At 66.7% G+C, this 17,041-nt stretch carries 17 protein-coding genes and 1 tRNA gene; 15 read left to right on the top strand and 3 right to left on the bottom strand.

The window, feature by feature from the left end:
• Positions 1 to 4 precede the first annotated feature (4 nt).
• Together HF690_RS02140 and HF690_RS02135 are read left to right on the top strand one after the other, a co-directional pair.
• Positions 5 to 952 (top strand): PIG-L deacetylase family protein, encoded by a 948-nt coding sequence (locus tag HF690_RS02140; protein WP_168608288.1) that lies wholly within the window; start codon positions 5 to 7, stop codon positions 950 to 952.
• A 126-nt stretch (positions 953 to 1,078) separates the two neighbouring features.
• Positions 1,079 to 1,435, top strand: coding sequence for a PilZ domain-containing protein (locus tag HF690_RS02135; RefSeq protein ID WP_043100338.1), 357 nt, complete (start codon positions 1,079 to 1,081; stop codon positions 1,433 to 1,435).
• Positions 1,436 to 1,501: 66 nt separating this feature from the next.
• Here HF690_RS02135 and HF690_RS02130 read toward each other — a convergent pair.
• Together HF690_RS02130 and HF690_RS02125 are read right to left on the bottom strand one after the other, a co-directional pair.
• A tRNA-Pro gene (locus HF690_RS02130) sits at positions 1,502 to 1,578 on the bottom strand.
• A gap of 90 nt (positions 1,579 to 1,668) precedes the next feature.
• Positions 1,669 to 2,634: a LysR family transcriptional regulator gene (locus tag HF690_RS02125; protein ID WP_168608287.1), complete on the bottom strand. Its 966-nt coding sequence runs from the start codon at positions 2,632 to 2,634 to the stop codon at positions 1,669 to 1,671.
• Between the two features lie 131 nt (positions 2,635 to 2,765).
• Here HF690_RS02125 and HF690_RS02120 point away from each other — a divergent pair, with 131 nt between their 5' ends.
• The 3 genes from HF690_RS02120 to HF690_RS02110 all read left to right on the top strand — a co-directional run bounded on the left by HF690_RS02120 (position 2,766) and on the right by HF690_RS02110 (position 6,942).
• Positions 2,766 to 3,476: an SDR family NAD(P)-dependent oxidoreductase gene (locus HF690_RS02120; protein WP_205300782.1), complete on the top strand. Its 711-nt coding sequence runs from the start codon at positions 2,766 to 2,768 to the stop codon at positions 3,474 to 3,476.
• 168 nt (positions 3,477 to 3,644) lie between these two features.
• Complete coding sequence (gene hisS / locus HF690_RS02115) at positions 3,645 to 5,030, top strand: histidine--tRNA ligase (protein WP_168608285.1); 1,386 nt, start codon at positions 3,645 to 3,647, stop codon at positions 5,028 to 5,030.
• 22 nt (positions 5,031 to 5,052) lie between these two features.
• A complete protein-coding gene (locus tag HF690_RS02110) occupies positions 5,053 to 6,942 on the top strand; it encodes an HAL/PAL/TAL family ammonia-lyase (protein WP_168608284.1) in 1,890 nt (629 codons plus the stop codon).
• Between the two features lie 113 nt (positions 6,943 to 7,055).
• On the opposite strand, the gene HF690_RS02105 is transcribed toward HF690_RS02110, so the two are convergent.
• Positions 7,056 to 8,246: an FUSC family protein gene (locus HF690_RS02105; protein WP_168608283.1), complete on the bottom strand. Its 1,191-nt coding sequence runs from the start codon at positions 8,244 to 8,246 to the stop codon at positions 7,056 to 7,058.
• Between the two features lie 531 nt (positions 8,247 to 8,777).
• Here HF690_RS02105 and HF690_RS02100 point away from each other — a divergent pair.
• The 10 genes from HF690_RS02100 (at position 8,778) to HF690_RS02055 (ending at position 16,933) form a co-directional block, all read left to right on the top strand.
• A complete protein-coding gene (locus HF690_RS02100; RefSeq protein ID WP_113065844.1) occupies positions 8,778 to 9,116 on the top strand; it encodes a YerC/YecD family TrpR-related protein in 339 nt (112 codons plus the stop codon).
• Positions 9,113 to 10,003, top strand: a complete 891-nt coding sequence (gene hisG, locus HF690_RS02095; RefSeq protein ID WP_113065845.1) for an ATP phosphoribosyltransferase — start codon at positions 9,113 to 9,115, stop codon at positions 10,001 to 10,003. The genes HF690_RS02100 and hisG overlap by 4 nt, the downstream gene beginning before the upstream one ends.
• Positions 10,000 to 11,307, top strand: a complete 1,308-nt coding sequence (gene hisD / locus HF690_RS02090) for a histidinol dehydrogenase (protein ID WP_168608282.1) — start codon at positions 10,000 to 10,002, stop codon at positions 11,305 to 11,307. Before hisG ends, hisD begins: the two co-directional genes overlap by 4 nt.
• Positions 11,304 to 12,371 carry a histidinol-phosphate transaminase gene (gene hisC / locus HF690_RS02085; protein ID WP_168608281.1) on the top strand — a complete coding sequence of 356 codons (1,068 nt, stop codon included), beginning with the start codon at positions 11,304 to 11,306 and terminating at the stop codon, positions 12,369 to 12,371. The genes hisD and hisC overlap by 4 nt, the downstream gene beginning before the upstream one ends.
• Entirely contained in the window at positions 12,368 to 13,432 is a 1,065-nt protein-coding gene (hisB, locus tag HF690_RS02080) for a bifunctional histidinol-phosphatase/imidazoleglycerol-phosphate dehydratase HisB (RefSeq protein ID WP_168608280.1), read from the top strand. Before hisC ends, hisB begins: the two co-directional genes overlap by 4 nt.
• Positions 13,432 to 14,025 (top strand): imidazole glycerol phosphate synthase subunit HisH, encoded by a 594-nt coding sequence (gene hisH / locus HF690_RS02075; protein WP_168608279.1) that lies wholly within the window; start codon positions 13,432 to 13,434, stop codon positions 14,023 to 14,025. The genes hisB and hisH overlap by 1 nt, the downstream gene beginning before the upstream one ends.
• Positions 14,022 to 14,750 (top strand): 1-(5-phosphoribosyl)-5-[(5-phosphoribosylamino)methylideneamino]imidazole-4-carboxamide isomerase, encoded by a 729-nt coding sequence (hisA, locus tag HF690_RS02070; protein WP_168608278.1) that lies wholly within the window; start codon positions 14,022 to 14,024, stop codon positions 14,748 to 14,750. The genes hisH and hisA overlap by 4 nt, the downstream gene beginning before the upstream one ends.
• Positions 14,744 to 15,529 carry an imidazole glycerol phosphate synthase subunit HisF gene (hisF, locus tag HF690_RS02065; RefSeq protein WP_168608277.1) on the top strand — a complete coding sequence of 262 codons (786 nt, stop codon included), beginning with the start codon at positions 14,744 to 14,746 and terminating at the stop codon, positions 15,527 to 15,529. The genes hisA and hisF overlap by 7 nt, the downstream gene beginning before the upstream one ends.
• 127 nt (positions 15,530 to 15,656) lie before the next feature.
• Positions 15,657 to 16,286 carry a bifunctional phosphoribosyl-AMP cyclohydrolase/phosphoribosyl-ATP diphosphatase HisIE gene (hisIE, locus tag HF690_RS02060; protein ID WP_168608276.1) on the top strand — a complete coding sequence of 210 codons (630 nt, stop codon included), beginning with the start codon at positions 15,657 to 15,659 and terminating at the stop codon, positions 16,284 to 16,286.
• 89 nt (positions 16,287 to 16,375) lie between these two features.
• Complete coding sequence (locus tag HF690_RS02055) at positions 16,376 to 16,933, top strand: methyltransferase family protein (protein ID WP_168608275.1); 558 nt, start codon at positions 16,376 to 16,378, stop codon at positions 16,931 to 16,933.
• Positions 16,934 to 17,041 lie beyond the last annotated feature (108 nt).

Below are 17,041 nucleotides of genomic sequence, written 5' to 3'. Positions count from 1 at the left end.
GTCGATGTCCGCCCCATGCCCGGCTCTTGAGGCCTGTCTGCGACCCGGTACGCAGTGGCTGCTGGTCGCGCCGCATCCCGATGACGAAGTGCTGGCGGCTGGCGGCCTGTTGCAGCGCGCGGCGCGGCACGGCGGGCGCATCCGTATCTGGCAACTCAGCGATGGCGAGAACAATCCCTGGCCGCAACGCTGGCTGGAGCGTCGCGTGCGCATCGATGCGGCATGCCGTTCCCGTTGGGGCGCACGGCGCTGCGAGGAGTCGCGCGCGGGGCTGGCCCGACTCGGTCTGCCGGCTTCCGTGGTGGAGCGCTGGCATTGGCCGGATCTTGGCTTCAGCGAAGGGCTGGCGACGGCGCCAGAGCGGTGGATCGAACCGTTGACTGAGGCGTTGCACGCACTGCGGCCCGATGTGCTGGTGCTGCCCTCGATCGCCGACCGCCATCCCGATCACGGCACGGCGCACGTGCTCCTGCGGCTGGCATTGTATCGAGCGGGCCTGCAGCCACTGGCCCTCGAATATGTGTTCCACGGATCCGTGCCTGGCAAGCCCGACGTGCGGCTCGATCTGGATGCGGAGGAACGCGCCGTCAAACGGGCGGCGATTCTCGAGCATCGCAGCCAGACGGCCTTGAGTCGTGGACGCATGCTGGCCTGCGTCAATGCGCCGGAAACCTTCGTCTGCAGCAAGCCGCCGGGTGATGCGCCCGATGTCGCGCTGCTTCCGTGGCGCGTGCCGCGGAGTGGTCTGTCCGATTGCCGGCTGACGCTGGCATGGTGCGACGGTGTGCAGCGCTGGAGTCTGCGCGATGCACCCCTGATGCGCACATCACACGGAACGATGCTGACACTGCCGCCCGCGGCGCGATCGGGAGGGCCGGTTTTCGCGCGTCTGGATACGGCGCGACGCGGTCTGTGGATTTTCGACCGTTGGGGCTGGGCTTCGTTGGCCTGATCGTCGCGTCATCCGGCATGTGCGGACGTCGTGCGATGCGACGTGATCGGCTTCAACTGCCGGCATGCCCGCAGTTGACCCCGGCGCGGCGATGACAGAAGCTTGTCGCGCAACAGGAGAGAACCGATGAGTGTGGCAGGCGCAGCGCGGCAGGGCATCCTGTCGCTGAAGATCAAGGACCGCGGGGCGTTGTACAACGCTTACATGCCCTTTCTGAAGGGCGGCGGCCTGTTCGTGCCCACTGCGCAGCGCTACGACCTCGGCGACGAGGTGGTGCTGCTGCTGAGTCTGGCCGAGATCAACGAGCGTCTGTCGGTGGCCGGAAAGGTGGTGTGGATCACCCCGGTCGGTGCACAGGGCAACCGTACCGCCGGCATCGGTATTCAGTTCAACGACAGCGCCGACGGCGAGACCGCGCGCACCAAGATCGAATCCATTCTCGGCGGCATGCTCAGCGCCGATCGCGCCACGCAGACGATGTAAGCGCGGCGTGCGGAATCCGGATACGAAAAAGCCCGGCGCGAAGCCGGGCTTTTTCGTGAATTTCTTTGGTCGGGGAGACAGGATTTGAACCTGCGACTTCTACGTCCCGAACGTAGCGCTCTACCAGGCTGAGCTACACCCCGACGGGAGCCGCGCATGATAACGACCTGCAACGCGGCTGGCAACACCCGTCGTGATTTGTCGTTCTCTTCGGCCAGGAGCGCGGCCGGAGGCTAGCGCTCGGGTGGTGGAGCCGAAACGGGGCGGTGACGGGCCGTCGGGTAGGCTTCGGCACACAGCGACGCGACGCAGTCGCGTAGCCAGCGGTGCGCGGGGTCGTTGTGCATGCGTGGGTGCCAGATGGCGCTGATCGTCAGCTGGGGAATCTGCACCGGCAACTCGAATTCCTCGAGCCCCGCGGCGGCGGACCCTTCGCCCGCGCATGCATTGCCCAGGCAGGAGCGCGGCACCAGCGCAATCAGGTCCGAATGACGCGCGATGCGCACGGCATCCGGAAACCCGGGCACGATCACGCGAATCTTTCGTCTCAGTCCGAGTGCGTCCAGGGCATCGTCGACGGGGCTGGTGACATCGCCCTTGGGCGTGGCCACGACGTGCTCGCACGCGGCATAGCGTTGCGGCGTGATGTCGGCCTCGGTCAGAAGCGGATGACCCATGCGGGCCACGCCGACCATCCGGTCGCGGAAGAGGGGGCGGGCGTGCATGTCCGAGGCCGATGTCTCGACCACGCCGATTTCCAGGTCCACCGGTCCAAGCCGCAGAGGGGCGGGATCCTTGTTCGGTTTGGGCGCGAAATGCAGCCGCACGCCGGGGGCAGTCGCGGTCACGATAGTCAGCAACGGGACAGAGAAGAACGCGATGAAGGCTTCATTCGCGCGGATGGTGAACGTTCTTTCCAGGCGCGTGATGTCGAAGGCGTCGCTTCGCGGACGGAGCACCGCTTGCGCGTTCTGCGCCAGGTCATGGACCCGAGCGCGAAGCGATGCTGCGTACGGCGTGGGCGTCAGGCCGCGGCCGGCGCGCACCAGCAACGGATCGCCGGTGGTCGAACGGAGTCGCTTCAGCGTCCGGCTCATTGCCGACGGACTCAGCCCCAGCCGACGGGCGGCGGCGGTGACGCTGTTCTCGGTCAGCAGCGCATCGAGCGCGATGATCAGATTCAGGTCCACATTGTCCATGCGCTGAGCATACGCGTTTCATGATGATGTATGGCGTTTTATGCAATCATTGTTTGTATTCTGTGCGTCTGGTGCATTGCATTCCGGGATGCCACGCTTCGTGCCGTTCTGTTCACGCAATGGAAGACGTCATGTCGCAAGCATCTTCGGATCGCACGATCCTCATCATCGGCGCATCGCGTGGACTCGGCCATGCGATGGCTGCCGAATTTCTGCACAAGGGCTGGCGTGTGGTCGGCACGGTTCGTGGCGGCCACACTCGCACACCGCTGCACGATCTGGCCGATGCGCACGCGGGCCGGGTCGAGATCGAGGTTCTCGACATCTGCGAGCCGGACCAGCTCGTATCCCTGAACCGGCATCTGCGCGGGCGTATCTTCGACATCCTGTTCGTCAACGCGGGCACCACCAACCGGGACCCGACGCAGACCATCGGCGAGGTGTCGGCCGAGGAGTTCATGCACATCATGCTGACGAATGCGCTCAGTCCGATGCGTGTGGTCGAAACCCTGGAGTCCCTGGTTTCGCCCGACGGGATCATCGGCATCATGTCGTCGGGACAGGGCAGCATCGCCAACAATGAGAACGGTCAGCGCGAGCTGTACCGCGGCAGCAAGGCGGCGCTGAACATGTTCATGCGGAGTTTTGCCGCTCGCCATGCCGGCTCGTCCCGAGCGATGGCGCTGATGGCGCCCGGATGGGTCCGCACCGCCCTGGGTGGACCCGAGGCGCGGCTGGAGATCGAGGAAAGCATTCCGAGTCTGGTGAACGTGCTGCTTTCCATGCGGGGCACCCCGGGATTGCAGTATCTGGACTATCGGGGCCGAACCGTCCCCTGGTAGGTGATGGACCTCCCCGGGCGGGGCGGGCGAGGACCGTCCCCGGCGCGCCTCGCATGCCGAATCGGCCATGGGAATCTGCTAGGCTAGACGGCTGGCAAACCGGGTGTGTCCGCACGCCTGCGCGCTGGTTTGCCCAACCGTCTCCGTTGCTCGAGAAAAGAGGATTCCATGGCGCAGACCCAGGCCCGAACCATGCCCGGCGTGCTCGAATTGCTGCCGCGCGAACAGATCGCCTTCCAGCGCATGCTGGACGTCATCGCCCGCAACTATCGACTCTTCGGCTTCCTGCCCATCGAGACGCCGGTGATGGAGTTCAGCAAGGTGCTGCTGACCAAGTCCGGCGGCGAGACCGAGCGACAAGTCTACTTCGTGCAGTCCACCGGCGCGCTGGAGAAAGATGGTCAGCCCGAACTGGCGCTGCGCTTCGATCTCACCGTGCCGCTGGCGCGCTACGTCGCCGAACACGAGCGCGAGCTGAGCTTCCCGTTCCGCCGCTACCAGATCCAGCGCGTATACCGCGGCGAGCGCGCCCAGCGTGGTCGTTTCCGCGAGTTCTACCAGTGCGACATCGACGTGATCGGCAAGGATCACCTGTCGATCCGCTACGATGCCGAGATTCCGGCCGTTATCCATAGCGTGTTCCGCGAGCTGGCGATCGGTCCGTTCACCATCCAGCTCAACCACCGCAAGCTGATGCGCGGCTTCTTCGAGGGGCTGGGCATCGCCGATGGCGAGCAGCAGATGCTGGTGCTGCGCGAGGTCGACAAGCTGGACAAGCGCGGCGCCGAGGCCGTGCGCGCGACCCTGACCGGCGAAGGCTTCGGTCTGGCCGAGGACGTGGTCGCGAAGATTCTTGAATTCGTGCAGGTGCGCTCGACCTCGCTGGCCGATGCGGTGGCCAAGCTGGACGCGTTGGGTTCGGGCAGCGAGACCTTCGAGCAGGGCCGCGACGAGCTGAAGCAGGTGCTGACCATGGTGCGCGATCTCGGCGTGCCGGAGAACCGCTTCGCGCTGAACCTGTCGATCGCGCGCGGTCTCGACTATTACACCGGCATGGTCTACGAGACCACGCTGGACGAGCACCCGGAGATCGGTTCGATCTGCTCGGGCGGGCGTTACGACAATCTGGCCGGCCAATACACCAAGTCGCACCTGCCGGGCGTGGGCATTTCCATCGGCGCCACGCGCCTGTTCTGGCAGTTGCGCGAAGCCGGCCTGATTGCCACCGCCGACAGCACGGTGCAGGCGCTGGTCACGCAGATGGACGAGGCGCACCTGCCCGAGTACCTGGCGCTGGCCGGTGAACTGCGCGCCGGCGGTATCGCCACCGAGACGGTGATGGAAGGCGGCAAGCTCGGCAAACAGTTCAAGTACGCCGACCGCGCCGGCATCCGCTTCGTGCTGGTGCTGGGCGACGAGGAGCTGACCAAGGGCACCGTCACGGTCAAGGACATGCGCCGCAACGACCAGTTCGAGGTCCCGCGCGAGGAGCTGATCAAGGCGCTGCGCGTGGAGCTGGAACAGGCCGCGGTGATGCCGGTGGCGCGCGACTGAGCATCGGCGACGGAGTGCGGACATGAGCGCGAACACGATTCATCTCGATGGCGTCAGCCTGACCCGCGCACAGGTCGCGCAGGTCGCGGCGGGCGCGGGCGTCACCCTCGACGAAACCCAGCTGCAGCGCGTGCAGCGCACCGCCGACTTCCTTGCCGAGAAGGTGGATTGCGGCGAGCCGATCTACGGCGTCACCACCGGCTTCGGCAGCAACGCCGACCGCCTGCTGGGCGCGCACCGTGCCCGTGACGAGCTGCCCGGCGGCCATCCCGACGCGCCGGAAGGCACGTTGATGGAGGAGTTGCAGCACAACCTCATCGTCACCCACGCGGTCTGCGTGGGCGCGCCATTCGCGGTCGAGGTGGTGCGGGCGATGCTGGTGATCCGCATCAACACACTGATGCGCGGTCACTCGGGCATCCGCGTGCAGACGCTGCAGGCGCTGGCGGCGCTGCTCAATCGCGGCGTGATTCCGGTGATTCCGCAGAAGGGGTCGGTCGGCGCGTCCGGCGATCTGGCGCCGCTCTCGCACCTCGCCATCGTGCTGCTGGGCGGCGGCGAGGCCTTCGTCGACGGCGAGCGCATGCCCGGCGCCGAGGCGCTGGCGAAGGTCGGACTGGAGCCGATTCGTCTGTCCTTCAAGGAAGGCCTGGCGCTGAACAACGGCACCACGCAGATGCTGGCCACCGCCGTGCTGGCGCTGGAGAAGATGCAGCAGTTGCTGGAAACCGCCGACGTGGCCGCGGCGATGTCGCTGGACGCCTTCGCCGGCCGCAGCGGCGCGCTGCGCGAGGAAGTGCACGCGCTGCGTCCGCATCCGGGGCAGGTCGAGACCGCGCAGCGCATGCGCGCGCTGCTGGCCGAGTCGACGCTGGTCGACATTCCCTATCACCTGGTGCCGAAGTTCCGGGCCTGGACGGTGGACGCTTGGAACACGCACGAGGCGCAGGCGCATCGTTTCGACCTGTACTGGGATTGGGTGCCGGCCAACCAGCGTCACGGACGCGAGGCCTTCTACAACCGCTTCCTGCCGTTCAAGGGCGGCAAGAAGCATCAGCCGCAGGACGCCTACTGCCTGCGCTGCATCCCGCAGGTGCACGGCGCGGTGCGTGATGCCGTGGATCAGGCCTGCCGCGTGATCGACATCGAACTCAACGCCGTCACCGACAATCCGCTGGTGTTCCCGGATGCCGAGAACCCGCGCTACATCGAGGATCAGGTGATCTCCGCCGGCCACTTCCACGGCATGCCGCTGGCGCTGGCCATGAGTTACGTGAAGGCGGCGATTCCGGTGCTGGCGTCGATCTCCGAGCGGCGTCTGAACAAGCTGGTCGACCCGGCCAACAACGACGGCCTGCCGGCGTTCCTGACCGGCAACGAGGACGCCACCGATTCCGGTTTCATGATCGTGCAGTACACCGCCGCCGCGCTGGTCAACGATCTCGCCACGCGCGCGCATCCGGCGTCGGTGTATTCGGTGCCGACCAGCGCCAACGCCGAGGACCATGTGTCGATGGGTGCCAACGAGGCGCGGCACGTGCTGGAGATGACCGAGGACCTTGGTCATGCCCTGGCGCTGGAGCTGTACACCGCCGCACAGGCGCTGGAGTACCGCCAGGACATGCTCAACGCCGCGCGTGAGTTGGCTGGGCAGGGCGACTGGGAACTGCTTGCGGCCAAGATCGCCGGCGCGCCGCGCGAGGATCATCCGCAGCACGCGCAGTTCGTCGAGGAAGTGCGTGGTCTGATGAAGGCGCTGGCCGAAGCCGGCGAATTCCATGCCGGTGTGGCGGTGCGTCGCGTGCTGGAACGCCTGCGCCGCAAGATCGATTTCCTGCGCAGCGACCGTCCCATGGACGGCGACGTGCAACGCGTGTGCGCTCTGGTCGCGTCGGGTGAACTGCTGGACTGACGCCGCCTGGTCAAACTTTGCGCAGGGTGCTGCGGCGCCCTGATCGCAAAGGGAAAATGCGGGTTGTCCACAGGCTTTTCCCAGGGCTGCGCACAAGCACTGTGGAAAACGTATCAGCGATGCGTCAGCCACAGTCTGCGCAGCCGTGCCAGCGCGAGCCGTAGCACGGCGAGCATCAGCACGCCGCCGAGAATGCCGGCCAGACGCATGAGTGCGGGGCGCAGTTCGCCGGTCCAGGCATGGTCCTGCACGAATACCATCAGAAAGGCGATGCCGAATTGCAGGCCGACGTAGCGGGTGTCTTCGTGCCCGCTGTGAATGTGCGAAGCCAACCAGACACCGACCGCCAGTGCGGGCAGGAACAGCGCCGGATGACCGCCCGCCCAGGGCAGCAGTGCGAAGGCGAGCACGGCGGCGAGCAGGCAGCCCAGCAGTCGGTTGGCCATGCGCAGACCAACGGCGGCCTCGCCGAAGTCACGCTGCAGCAGCGTGCGTAGCGGGATCATCGGCAGCACCACGATGGTCACCAGCATCTGCGGGAAGGCCGGCATCGGATACAGCGCATGCACCGCGGTCAGCATGCCAATGCTGAGCGCCGCCGGAAGCGCCTGCCATATGCGCCGCAGTCGCGCTTTTCGCGTGCGTGGGTCGAGAGGCGGAGACTCCTCCTGCGCTGCATCCAGTCGGGGCAGGTTCCAGTACGGACGAAGCAGGTGCACCAGTCCGGCGATCAGGATGCAGGCCGCCGTGCCGACGGCGACATCGGCCACGCGCAGCAGGGCCGCGCCCCATAACGTCTGTGTCGAAGTCGCCTCGGCCAGGATCAGGCACGCCGTAATCGTGGCCAGCAGCCAGCCGTAGCTGCGCGTGCTTCCCAGCGCCATGTAGACACCGACGCCGGTGATCAGGGCGAGCAGGAGCGCCGTGCCGGACACCGATCCGCGTGAGGCATGGACAAGCAGCAGGCAGGCGGCCGCACCGCCAACGGTGCCGACCATGCGCTGCACGCCGCGCCGCCAGGAGGTCGTCCAGTCGGCGCGCATCACCACGTAGGCGCTGATCGCGACCCACCAGCGATCGGTCAGGCGGAGTCCGTCCGCCAGCGTGACGGCGAGCAGGACCGAGGCGACCGTCTGCGCCGCGAGCAGGGCGCGCGGACCGCGCCAATGCAGCGCGCGCAACTCGGTGGCGAGCAGGCCAAAGCTGCGTGCAAGGAAGCCGGTCAGGCGATGACGGTGCATGCGTGGGCAGTCAGTCGGAATGCTCCGAGTGTAGCCGAGCACCGCGATGGCGCGTCTGGTCATGGATTGATCAGCGAGGTGCATGTGCTTGTTCGCAAAGCGCATCGGACCACTTGTCCACAGCCCTGTACATCGCTGTCCACACCGGCTGTGGATGAACGCGTCATGCGCCATCGTCCGGGCGCATTTCGAGGATCATGGTAGGGAGCGGATGTCATGCATGTTGCTGGTTACGGATTGATCAGCGAGGTGTATGTGCCTGTTCGAAAAGCGCATCGGTGCAGTTGTCCACAGCCTTATACAGCCCTGTCCACATCGACTGTGGATGAATGGCGCGGGCAGTGCTTTTTTGACCCGCGAAGTGTTCACCATGAAACGCGCGTGGCACGGATGCCGTTGGTCACGAATTGAGCAACGAGGTGCATGTGCTTGTTCGCAAAGCGCATCGGGGCACTTGTCCACAGCCCTGTACACCGCTGTCCACATCCGCTGTGGATGAACGGACCTTGCGATACCGTTCAGACGAGTGCTTGCGTTGCTTATCGGTCGTCTCTAGAATGCGCATCACACAATGTGATAACGCGTTAATACATTATGAAACGTCGCAACCTGGAACCGAAGCTGTCGCGCAAGAAGGTCGAGACCGGCCTGTGCAAGGCGCTGCTGTCGCTGGAGACGGTGGAAGAGATGCGCGCCTTCCTGCGCGATCTGTGCACGCCGGCCGAGCTGGAGGCGCTGACCGATCGCTGGAGTGTGGTGCCGCTGGTGCTGGAAGGGCGCACCTACCGCGACATCCACGAACGCACGGCGGTGAGCATCACCACCATTGGCCGCGTTGCGCGTTTCATCAATCAGGGCAATGGCGGCTACCTCGCCGCCGCCTCGGCGCGCAGCACCAAGCGCGCCTCGTCTTCCCAAGGAGTTCGCGCATGATGCCGCGAGATCGACTGCGCATCGCCGTGCAGAAATCCGGTCGCCTCGGCGATCCGTCCCGTGACCTGCTGAGCCGCTGCGGGCTGAAGTTCCGCAGCAGTCGCGACAAGCTGTTCTGCTTCGGCGAGAACATGGCCGTGGATCTGCTGCTGGTCCGTGACGACGACATCCCCGGCCTGATCGCCGACGGCGTGTGCGATCTCGGCGTGGTCGGCCGCAATGTGCTCGACGAAGCCGCACTGGCGACGCCGGGGGAGCGGTCGTACCGCGAACTGCGTGCACTGGGCTTCGGTGGTTGCCGCCTGTCCATCGCGCTGCCGCAGGACGAGGCGTGGACGGGTCCGCAGCAGCTGGCCGGAAAGCGCATCGCCACCACCTATCCGAACCAGCTCGCCGACTGGCTACGCCGCAACGAAGTCGATGCGCAGATCGTCACGCTGTCCGGTTCGGTCGAGATCGCGCCGCGGCTGGGCACCGCTGACCTGATCTGCGATCTGGTTTCCAGCGGCGCGACACTGGCGGCCAATCAGCTGCGCGAGACCGCTGTCATCATGCAGAGCGAGGCCGTGCTGGCCGGTGCCGCGGAGATGCCGCGCGACGAGCGCGGCGATCTGATCGAACTGCTGCTGCGCCGTCTGGATGGTGTGCTCAACGTGCGCGAGTCGCGCCTTCTGATGCTGAAGGCGCCGCGCGCCGCCTTATCCGCCATCGTGGATTTGCTGCCGGGCCGGCCGTTGCCGACGGTGACCCCGATCGAGGGCCGCCCGGACGACATCGCCCTGCAGTGTGTGTGCAGCGGCAACGTCAGCTGGCAGGATCTGGAAGCCATGAAGCGCGCCGGCGCGCAGGGCATGCTGGTGCTGCCGGTGGAGATGATGCTGGCATGAACATCGTCGACTGGAACGCACTCGACGCAGCGACCCGCAACGCGCTGCTGGAACGCCCGGCGCAGACGCAGAACGTCGAGCGCGCGCAGGCCGTGGCGCGGATCATCGCGCAGGTCGGACAGGAGGGCGATGCGGCGCTGAAACGGCTGACCGCGCAGCTGGACGGCTGCGAGTTGGATGCCCTGGCCGTGCCGGGCGAAGCATTCGATGCCGCGGAAGCGTTGCTCGATGCGACGCTGAAAAAGGCCATCGCCGACGCGCGTACGCGCATCGAGACCTTTCACCGCGCCGCCGCACCGCAGCCGGTGCGTGTCGAGACGGCGCCCGGTGTGCTCTGCGAGCGGGTGCTGCGACCGGTGACGCGGGTCGGCCTGTACGTGCCGGCCGGCACGGCACCGCTGCCTTCGACAGCGTTGATGCTGGGCGTGCCGGCGCAGCTGGCCGGTTGCCGCGAGGTCGTGCTGTGTACGCCGCCGCGTGCCGACGGCAGCGTCGACCCGGCCGTGCTGTACGCGGCGCGGCTGTGCGGCATCGAACGCGTGTTCCGTCTCGGCGGCGCGCAGGCGGTCGCGGCGATGGCGCTGGGCACCGAGAGCGTGCCGCGCTGCGACAAGCTGTTCGGCCCCGGCAACGGCTGGGTGACCGAAGCCAAGCAGCAGGTCAGCGCTGCGCCCGGCGGGCCGGCCATCGACATGCCGGCGGGGCCGTCCGAAGTGCTGGTGATTGCTGACGCCAAGGCCGATCCGCGCTTCGTCGCGGCGGACCTGCTGTCGCAGGCCGAACACGGACCGGATTCGCAGGTCCTGCTGCTGACCGATGCTCGCGAACAGGCCGACGCCGTGGTGGCCGAGGTCGAACGCCAGGTGGCGCAGTTGCCGCGTGCGGACACCGCGCGCAAGGCGCTGTCCGCCAGTCGTGTCATCCGCGTCGAGTCTCTGGCGCAGGCAGCCAAGGTCAGTAACGCCTACGCGCCGGAACATCTCATTCTCAATGTGTCCGACCCGCGTGCGCTGCTCACACAGATCGACAGCGCCGGTTCGATCTTCCTCGGCGCGTGGTCGCCGGAGTCGGTCGGCGACTACTGCAGCGGCACCAATCACGTGCTGCCGACCTACGGTCATGCGCGTGCCTGGAGCGGCGTGTCGGTGGCCAGTTTCCAGAAGCAGATCACGGTGCAGGAGTTGTCCGGCGACGGCTTGCGCGGCATCGGCGCGTGCGCGCTGACGCTGGCCGAGGCCGAAGGCCTGGAGGCCCACGCGCAGGCCGTGCGCTTGCGGCTGGCCGAACTGGAGGCGACGGCATGAGCGTGCTCGATTTGGCGCGACCGGAAGTGCGCGCGCTGACCCCGTATTCCTCGGCGCGGATGGAGGCGCAAGGCGCGTCCATCATGCTCAACGCCAACGAATCGCCGTGGCCGCCGGCGGGCGACGACGGGCAGGGCCTGAACCGTTATCCCGATCCGCAGCCCGTGGCGCTGCGCGAGCGCCTGGCGGAGCTGTACGGCGTGCGTCCGGATCAGCTGCTGGTCGGCCGCGGCAGCGACGAGGCCATCGACCTGCTGGTGCGCGCGTTCTGCCGACCAGGCGTGGACGCCATCGCGGTCAGTCCGCCGACGTTCGGCATGTACGCGGTGTGCGCCGGCGTGCAGGGCGCGGCGGTGGAGACCCTGCCGCTCGATACGGACTTCGGACTCGACGTCGATGCCGTGCTGGCCGGACTCTCGCCGGCGGTGAAGCTGCTGTTCGTGTGTTCGCCGAACAATCCGACCGGCGGCCTGGTACCGCAGGTGGATATCGCGCGGCTGGCGTCGGCGCTGGACGGTCGCGCGCTGGTCATCGTCGACGAGGCCTACATCGAATTCGCCGAGGCCGAGAGCACTTCGGCGCTGCTCGCACAGCATGCCAATCTGGGTGTGCTGCGCACGCTGTCGAAAGCCTGGGCGCTGGCTGGCGCGCGCATCGGCGCGCTGCTGGCCGACGCAGAGGTGATCGCGTTGCTGCGCCGGATCATGCCGCCGTATCCGTTGCCCACGCCGTGTGTGCAGGCGGCGATGGCGGCACTGGACGAGGCCGGGCGGATACAGACGCGCGAACGCATCGCGACCACCATTGCCGAGCGCGAGCGCATGGCGACGATCCTGCTGAAGGTACCCGGCGTGCGCGCGGTACATCCTTCGCGCGCCAATTTCCTCACCGTGTCCCTGGACGACGCGCAGGGCGTGTACCGCGCACTGTTGGCGCAGGGGATCGTGGTCCGCGACGTTGGTCGCTATCCGGGTCTGGCCGGCTGTCTGCGTTTCTCCATCGGCACGCCGGAGGAGAACGCCCGCCTGCTTGATGCCCTCAACCGCTGCGCGGAGGCCGCATGAGCCGCAAGATCCTCTTCGTCGATCGCGATGGCTGTCTGATCGAGGAGCCGGCCGACGAACAGATCGACCGCTTCGAGAAGCTGGCGCTGCTGCCCGACGTGATTCCGGCGTTGCGCCGTTGCGTGTCGGCGGGCTACGAGCTGGTCATGGTCACCAATCAGGACGGACTCGGCACAGCGAGCTTTCCCCAGGCCGATTTCGACGGGCCGCACGATCTGCTGATGCGGTTGCTCGCTTCGCAGGGCATCCGCTTCCGCGAAGTGCTGGTCGATCGCAGCTTCCCGCAGGACGGTCTGGACACGCGCAAGCCGGGTACCGGCATGGTGCGCCACTACCTGGCTGACGACAGCTGGAGCCGGCGTGTTTCGGCGATGGTCGGCGACCGCGAAACCGATCTGCAGTTTGCCGCCAACCTGGGCGTGAAGGGGTTCCGCGTCGGTCCCGAGGGCATGGACTGGATGGCGGTCGCGCATGCGTTGTGCGATGCGCCGCGCATGGCGGAGGTGGCGCGCAACACGCGCGAGACGCGCATTCGCGTGCGCGTCGATCTGGATGAGGTAGCCGAGCCGAAGATTGCCACCGGCATCGGCTATTTCGACCACATGCTCGAGCAGATCGGCAAGCATGGCGGTTTCGCGCTGACACTGACCTGTGAAGGCGACCTGCACGTCGACGAGCACCACACCGTCGAAGACAGCGCACTGGCGCTGGGGCAGGCACTACGCGAAGCGCTGGGCGACAAGCGGGGCATCGGCCGCTACGGCTTCACGCTGCCGATGGACGAGACGCTGGCCAGCGCCGCGCTGGACCTGTCCGGTCGGCCATGGTTCGAATTCGATGGCTGCTTCCCGCGCGAGAAGGTCGGTGAATTGTCGACCGAGATGGTCCCGCACTTCTTCCGCTCATTCTGCGAGACCCTCGGCGCGAACCTGCATTTGAACGTGCGCGGCGAGAACGCGCACCACATGGTCGAAGGCTGCTTCAAGGCCGTGGCGCGTACCCTGCGTCAGGCGGTGCGTCGCGAGGGCGATGCATTGCCCAGCACCAAGGGAGCGCTGTGATGGCCGACGTGGTCCTGATCGATGCCGGCGGCACCAATATCGGTTCGGTGCAGTATGCCCTGCAGCGCCTTGGGGTGGATGCGGCGATGAGCGGCGATCCCATGCGCATCCGAGCTGCCAGTCATGTGATCTTGCCGGGTGTCGGCGCGGCGGCGCCGGGCATGGCACGGCTGCGCATGAACGGCCTGGATCGGGTCGTCCGCGAACTCGAGCAGCCCGTGCTCGGTGTCTGTCTGGGTATGCAGCTGCTGTTCGAGCATTCCGAGGAAGGCGACACGGCGTGTCTGGGGGTGGTGCCGGGCGTGGTGCGGCACTTTCCGCGCGATGCCGATCTTCGCGTTCCGCACATGGGCTGGAACCGACTGCATCTCGAACGCGATGATGTGTTGTTGCGCGGCGTCGAGGAAGGCGACTTCGCCTACTTCGTGCATAGTTATGCAGCAGCAACGGGCCCGCACGTACTGGCGTCGAGCGAACATGGTTCGCCGTTCGCGGCGGTGGTCCGCAAGAACAATTTCTGTGGCATGCAATTCCATCCCGAGCGCTCGGCGGACGTCGGCGCACGCTTGCTGGAGAATTTTCTTTCGCTATGAACTTCACAGTCTATCCCGCCATTGATCTTCGTGAGGGCCGTGTGGTGCGTCTGTATCAGGGCGATTACGCGCGGCAGACGGAGTACGCCATCGAGCCGCTGCAACTGGCGCATGAATACGCCGGGGAGGGTGCCAAGTGGCTGCACGTAGTCGACTTGGACGGCGCGCGCAACGGACAGCCCACGAACCTTTCGACGCTGACCGCACTGGCGCATGCGGGCCTGAAGGTGCAGGCCGGTGGCGGCGTGCGCGGCGAGGACGACGTGCGGCGCCTGTTCGACGCCGGCGTCACGCGCGTGGTGGTCGGAAGTGTGGCAGTGCGCGATCCGCAACGCGTGATCGGCTGGCTGGAGCGCTTCGGCAGCGAGCGCTTGACGCTGGCCCTGGATACGCGCTGGCGCGACGGCTCCTGGCGTCTGCCCAGCGCCGGCTGGGAGAAGGACGAGGACGCGACACTGGACGAGCTGGCTCCGCATTTTGCAGCGGCCGGGGCGCGGCATCTGCTGTGCACGGACATCGATCGCGATGGCACGATGTCCGGTCCCAACCTTTCGCTGTTCAAGCATCTTCGCCACATCGCGCCGACCCTGCAGACACAGGTGTCCGGCGGTGCGCGCGCCATCGACGACGTGCGCGCGGCGCGCGAAGCGGGCGCGGCCGGCATCGTGCTCGGTCGCGCGCTGCTCGAAGGCCGTTTCACGTTGGGCGAGGCGCTGTTGTGCTGACCCGTCGCATCATTCCCTGTCTCGACGTGCGTGATGGCCAGGTGGTCAAGGGCGTGCGTTTTCGCGATCACGTGGTGATGGGCGGCATCGTCGAACTCGCGCTGCGCTATCGCGATGCGGGCGCCGACGAGCTGGTGTTCTACGACATCACCGCCAGTCCCGAGGGGCGCCGTGTGGACCGTGACTGGGTCGAACGCGTGGCGCGCGTACTGGACATCCCGTTCTGCGTCGCCGGAGGCATTCGCAGCGTGGGCGACGCACGCGAAGTGCTCTACGCCGGCGCCGACAAAGTGTCGGTGAACTCTCCAGCGCTGGAACGGCCGGACCTGATCGACGAGCTGTCCGTGGCCTTCGGCGTGCAGTGCGTGGTGGTCGGCATTGACAGTCTGCGCGACGAGGACGGCTGCTGGCGTGTGCGGCAGTACAGCGGCGATCCCGATCGCACGCGCGCCCTGCCGCGCGACACGCTGGACTGGGTGCGCGAGGCACAGCAGCGCGGCGCGGGCGAGATTGTCCTGAACTGCATGGGCAGCGATGGCGTGCGTGACGGCTACGACATCGAGCAGCTGGCGCGTGTGCGCGAGATCTGCTCGGTGCCGCTGGTGGCGTCGGGCGGCGCGGGGGCAGTGCGGCACTTCGTCGAGGTCTTCCGCGAGGCAGGCGTCGATGCGGCCTTGGCGGCCAGCGTCTTCCACGCCGGCGACATCGCCATTCCCGACCTCAAGCGTCAGCTGGCCGAGCAGGGCGTGCCGGTGCGCGAATCCGGGAGACGAGGATGACTCGATCTGCAGAGGCCGGTTCACACCGCCCGATCCTTCCATTTCCTGGCGCATCGAGCGATGGCAGGATGGCGACAGTGCGCAACCCGATTACACTCCAAGCAACGCGACAGCCCGGTACATGCCGATGAATGCAGCCGCCCCCATTCCGTTCGACCCCGATCAGCTGGACTGGAACAAAGGCGATGGCCTGCTTCCGGCCATCGTGCAGCATTGGCGTGACGGTCGTGTGCTGATGCTCGGCTACATGAATCGCGAGGCGCTCGAGGCCACGCTGAAGACCGGTCGCGTGACGTTCTACAGCCGCAGCAAGCAGCGTTTGTGGACCAAGGGCGAGAGTTCGGGGAATGTGCTCGAACTGAAGGCCGTCGACGCCGATTGCGACCACGACACGTTGCTGGTGCGCGCGACTCCGCATGGACCGACCTGCCATCAGGGAACCGAGAGCTGCTTCGGCGACGCCAGTGATCCCGAATTGGCTTTTCTGGGTCGGCTCGACAATCTGGTGCGTCGTCGTCATGCGGAGCTGCCCGCGGACAGCTACACCACGCGACTGTTCGACGCCGGGACGCGTCGCATTGCGCAGAAGGTCGGCGAGGAAGGCGTCGAGACCGCACTGGCCGCCGTGGCCGAAGATGATGATGCCCTGGTCGGCGAGGCCGCGGATCTGGTGTATCACCTGCTGGTGCTGTTGCGGGCACGCAATCTGGGGCTGGCCGATGTCATCGATCGATTGCGCGAACGACACGCGGACTAGCCTCGCGCATGCGCGATGGATGACAGGCGTCACTGGGGGCGTGCGGCGGCGGGTGTGACACTTCCTGCATTCATTGCAGGAGGCTCGTCATGAATCCCTTCATTTTGTCCTGGATTGCCTGGTTGTTGATCTGGCTGCTGCTGTGGGCCTGGTCCAAGCGCACCCGCCGCCACGAGAGCTCGGGTTCCTGGTCGCTGCACATGTTGCCGCTGATGATTGCTGCGGTGCTGTTGAGCGCGCATCACCTCGTCGGCCATGTGCTCGAAGGTGCAGTCGTGCCGTATCGGCACCTGTTCTATACGGTGGGACTGGCGCTGACCTGGGCCGGTCTGGCTTTCGCGGTCTGGGCGCGCCTGTACATCGGGCGCAACTGGAGCGCGTCGGTGCAGGTCAAGGTTGGTCACGAACTGGTGCGCAGCGGTCCGTACCGTTTCGTGCGGCATCCGATCTACACGGGTCTTCTGTTCGCATTTCTGGGATCGGCGCTGGCGATGGATCAGTGGCGCGGCGTCGTAGCGGTCGTCATCGTGCTCGCGGGCTTCGTGTACAAACTGCGTCTGGAAGAGCGCTGGATGATCGAGACGTTTGGCGACGACTATCGCGATTATCGTCGGCGCACCTATACGTTGGTGCCGTTCGTGTTCTGAGAGCCGTTCGACGTGCGCGCTGGAATGATGCGCCGTGGATGTGGGGACGAAGGCATCCGGCACGTTCGTGACGCGACGCCCGGGCCGACGCGCACGACGCAATCGTTT

Source organism: Oleiagrimonas citrea, from assembly GCF_012395255.1.
GTDB lineage: Bacteria > Pseudomonadota > Gammaproteobacteria > Xanthomonadales > Rhodanobacteraceae > Oleiagrimonas > Oleiagrimonas citrea.
The sequence above is the reverse complement of the archived record's forward strand: the minus strand, read 5'-3'. Positions and strand labels throughout refer to the sequence as shown.

Bases quoted from the DNA above. Each gene is read 5' to 3' on its own strand.
- hisC (WP_168608281.1), top strand. From the start codon at position 11,304: ATGAGCGTGCTCGATTTGGCGCGACCGGAAGTGCGCGCGCTGACCCCG.
- HF690_RS02140 (WP_168608288.1), top strand. From the start codon at position 5: ATGTCCGCCCCATGCCCGGCTCTTGAGGCCTGTCTGCGACCCGGTACG.
- hisG (WP_113065845.1), top strand. From the start codon at position 9,113: ATGATGCCGCGAGATCGACTGCGCATCGCCGTGCAGAAATCCGGTCGC.
- HF690_RS02055 (WP_168608275.1), top strand. From the start codon at position 16,376: ATGAATCCCTTCATTTTGTCCTGGATTGCCTGGTTGTTGATCTGGCTG.
- hisA (WP_168608278.1), top strand. From the start codon at position 14,022: ATGAACTTCACAGTCTATCCCGCCATTGATCTTCGTGAGGGCCGTGTG.
- HF690_RS02125 (WP_168608287.1), bottom strand. From the start codon at position 2,634: ATGGACAATGTGGACCTGAATCTGATCATCGCGCTCGATGCGCTGCTG.
- HF690_RS02105 (WP_168608283.1), bottom strand. From the start codon at position 8,246: ATGACCAGACGCGCCATCGCGGTGCTCGGCTACACTCGGAGCATTCCG.
- hisH (WP_168608279.1), top strand. From the start codon at position 13,432: ATGGCCGACGTGGTCCTGATCGATGCCGGCGGCACCAATATCGGTTCG.
- HF690_RS02100 (WP_113065844.1), top strand. From the start codon at position 8,778: ATGAAACGTCGCAACCTGGAACCGAAGCTGTCGCGCAAGAAGGTCGAG.
- HF690_RS02110 (WP_168608284.1), top strand. From the start codon at position 5,053: ATGAGCGCGAACACGATTCATCTCGATGGCGTCAGCCTGACCCGCGCA.
- hisD (WP_168608282.1), top strand. From the start codon at position 10,000: ATGAACATCGTCGACTGGAACGCACTCGACGCAGCGACCCGCAACGCG.
- HF690_RS02120 (WP_205300782.1), top strand. From the start codon at position 2,766: ATGTCGCAAGCATCTTCGGATCGCACGATCCTCATCATCGGCGCATCG.
- HF690_RS02135 (WP_043100338.1), top strand. From the start codon at position 1,079: ATGAGTGTGGCAGGCGCAGCGCGGCAGGGCATCCTGTCGCTGAAGATC.
- hisIE (WP_168608276.1), top strand. From the start codon at position 15,657: ATGAATGCAGCCGCCCCCATTCCGTTCGACCCCGATCAGCTGGACTGG.
- hisB (WP_168608280.1), top strand. From the start codon at position 12,368: ATGAGCCGCAAGATCCTCTTCGTCGATCGCGATGGCTGTCTGATCGAG.
- hisS (WP_168608285.1), top strand. From the start codon at position 3,645: ATGGCGCAGACCCAGGCCCGAACCATGCCCGGCGTGCTCGAATTGCTG.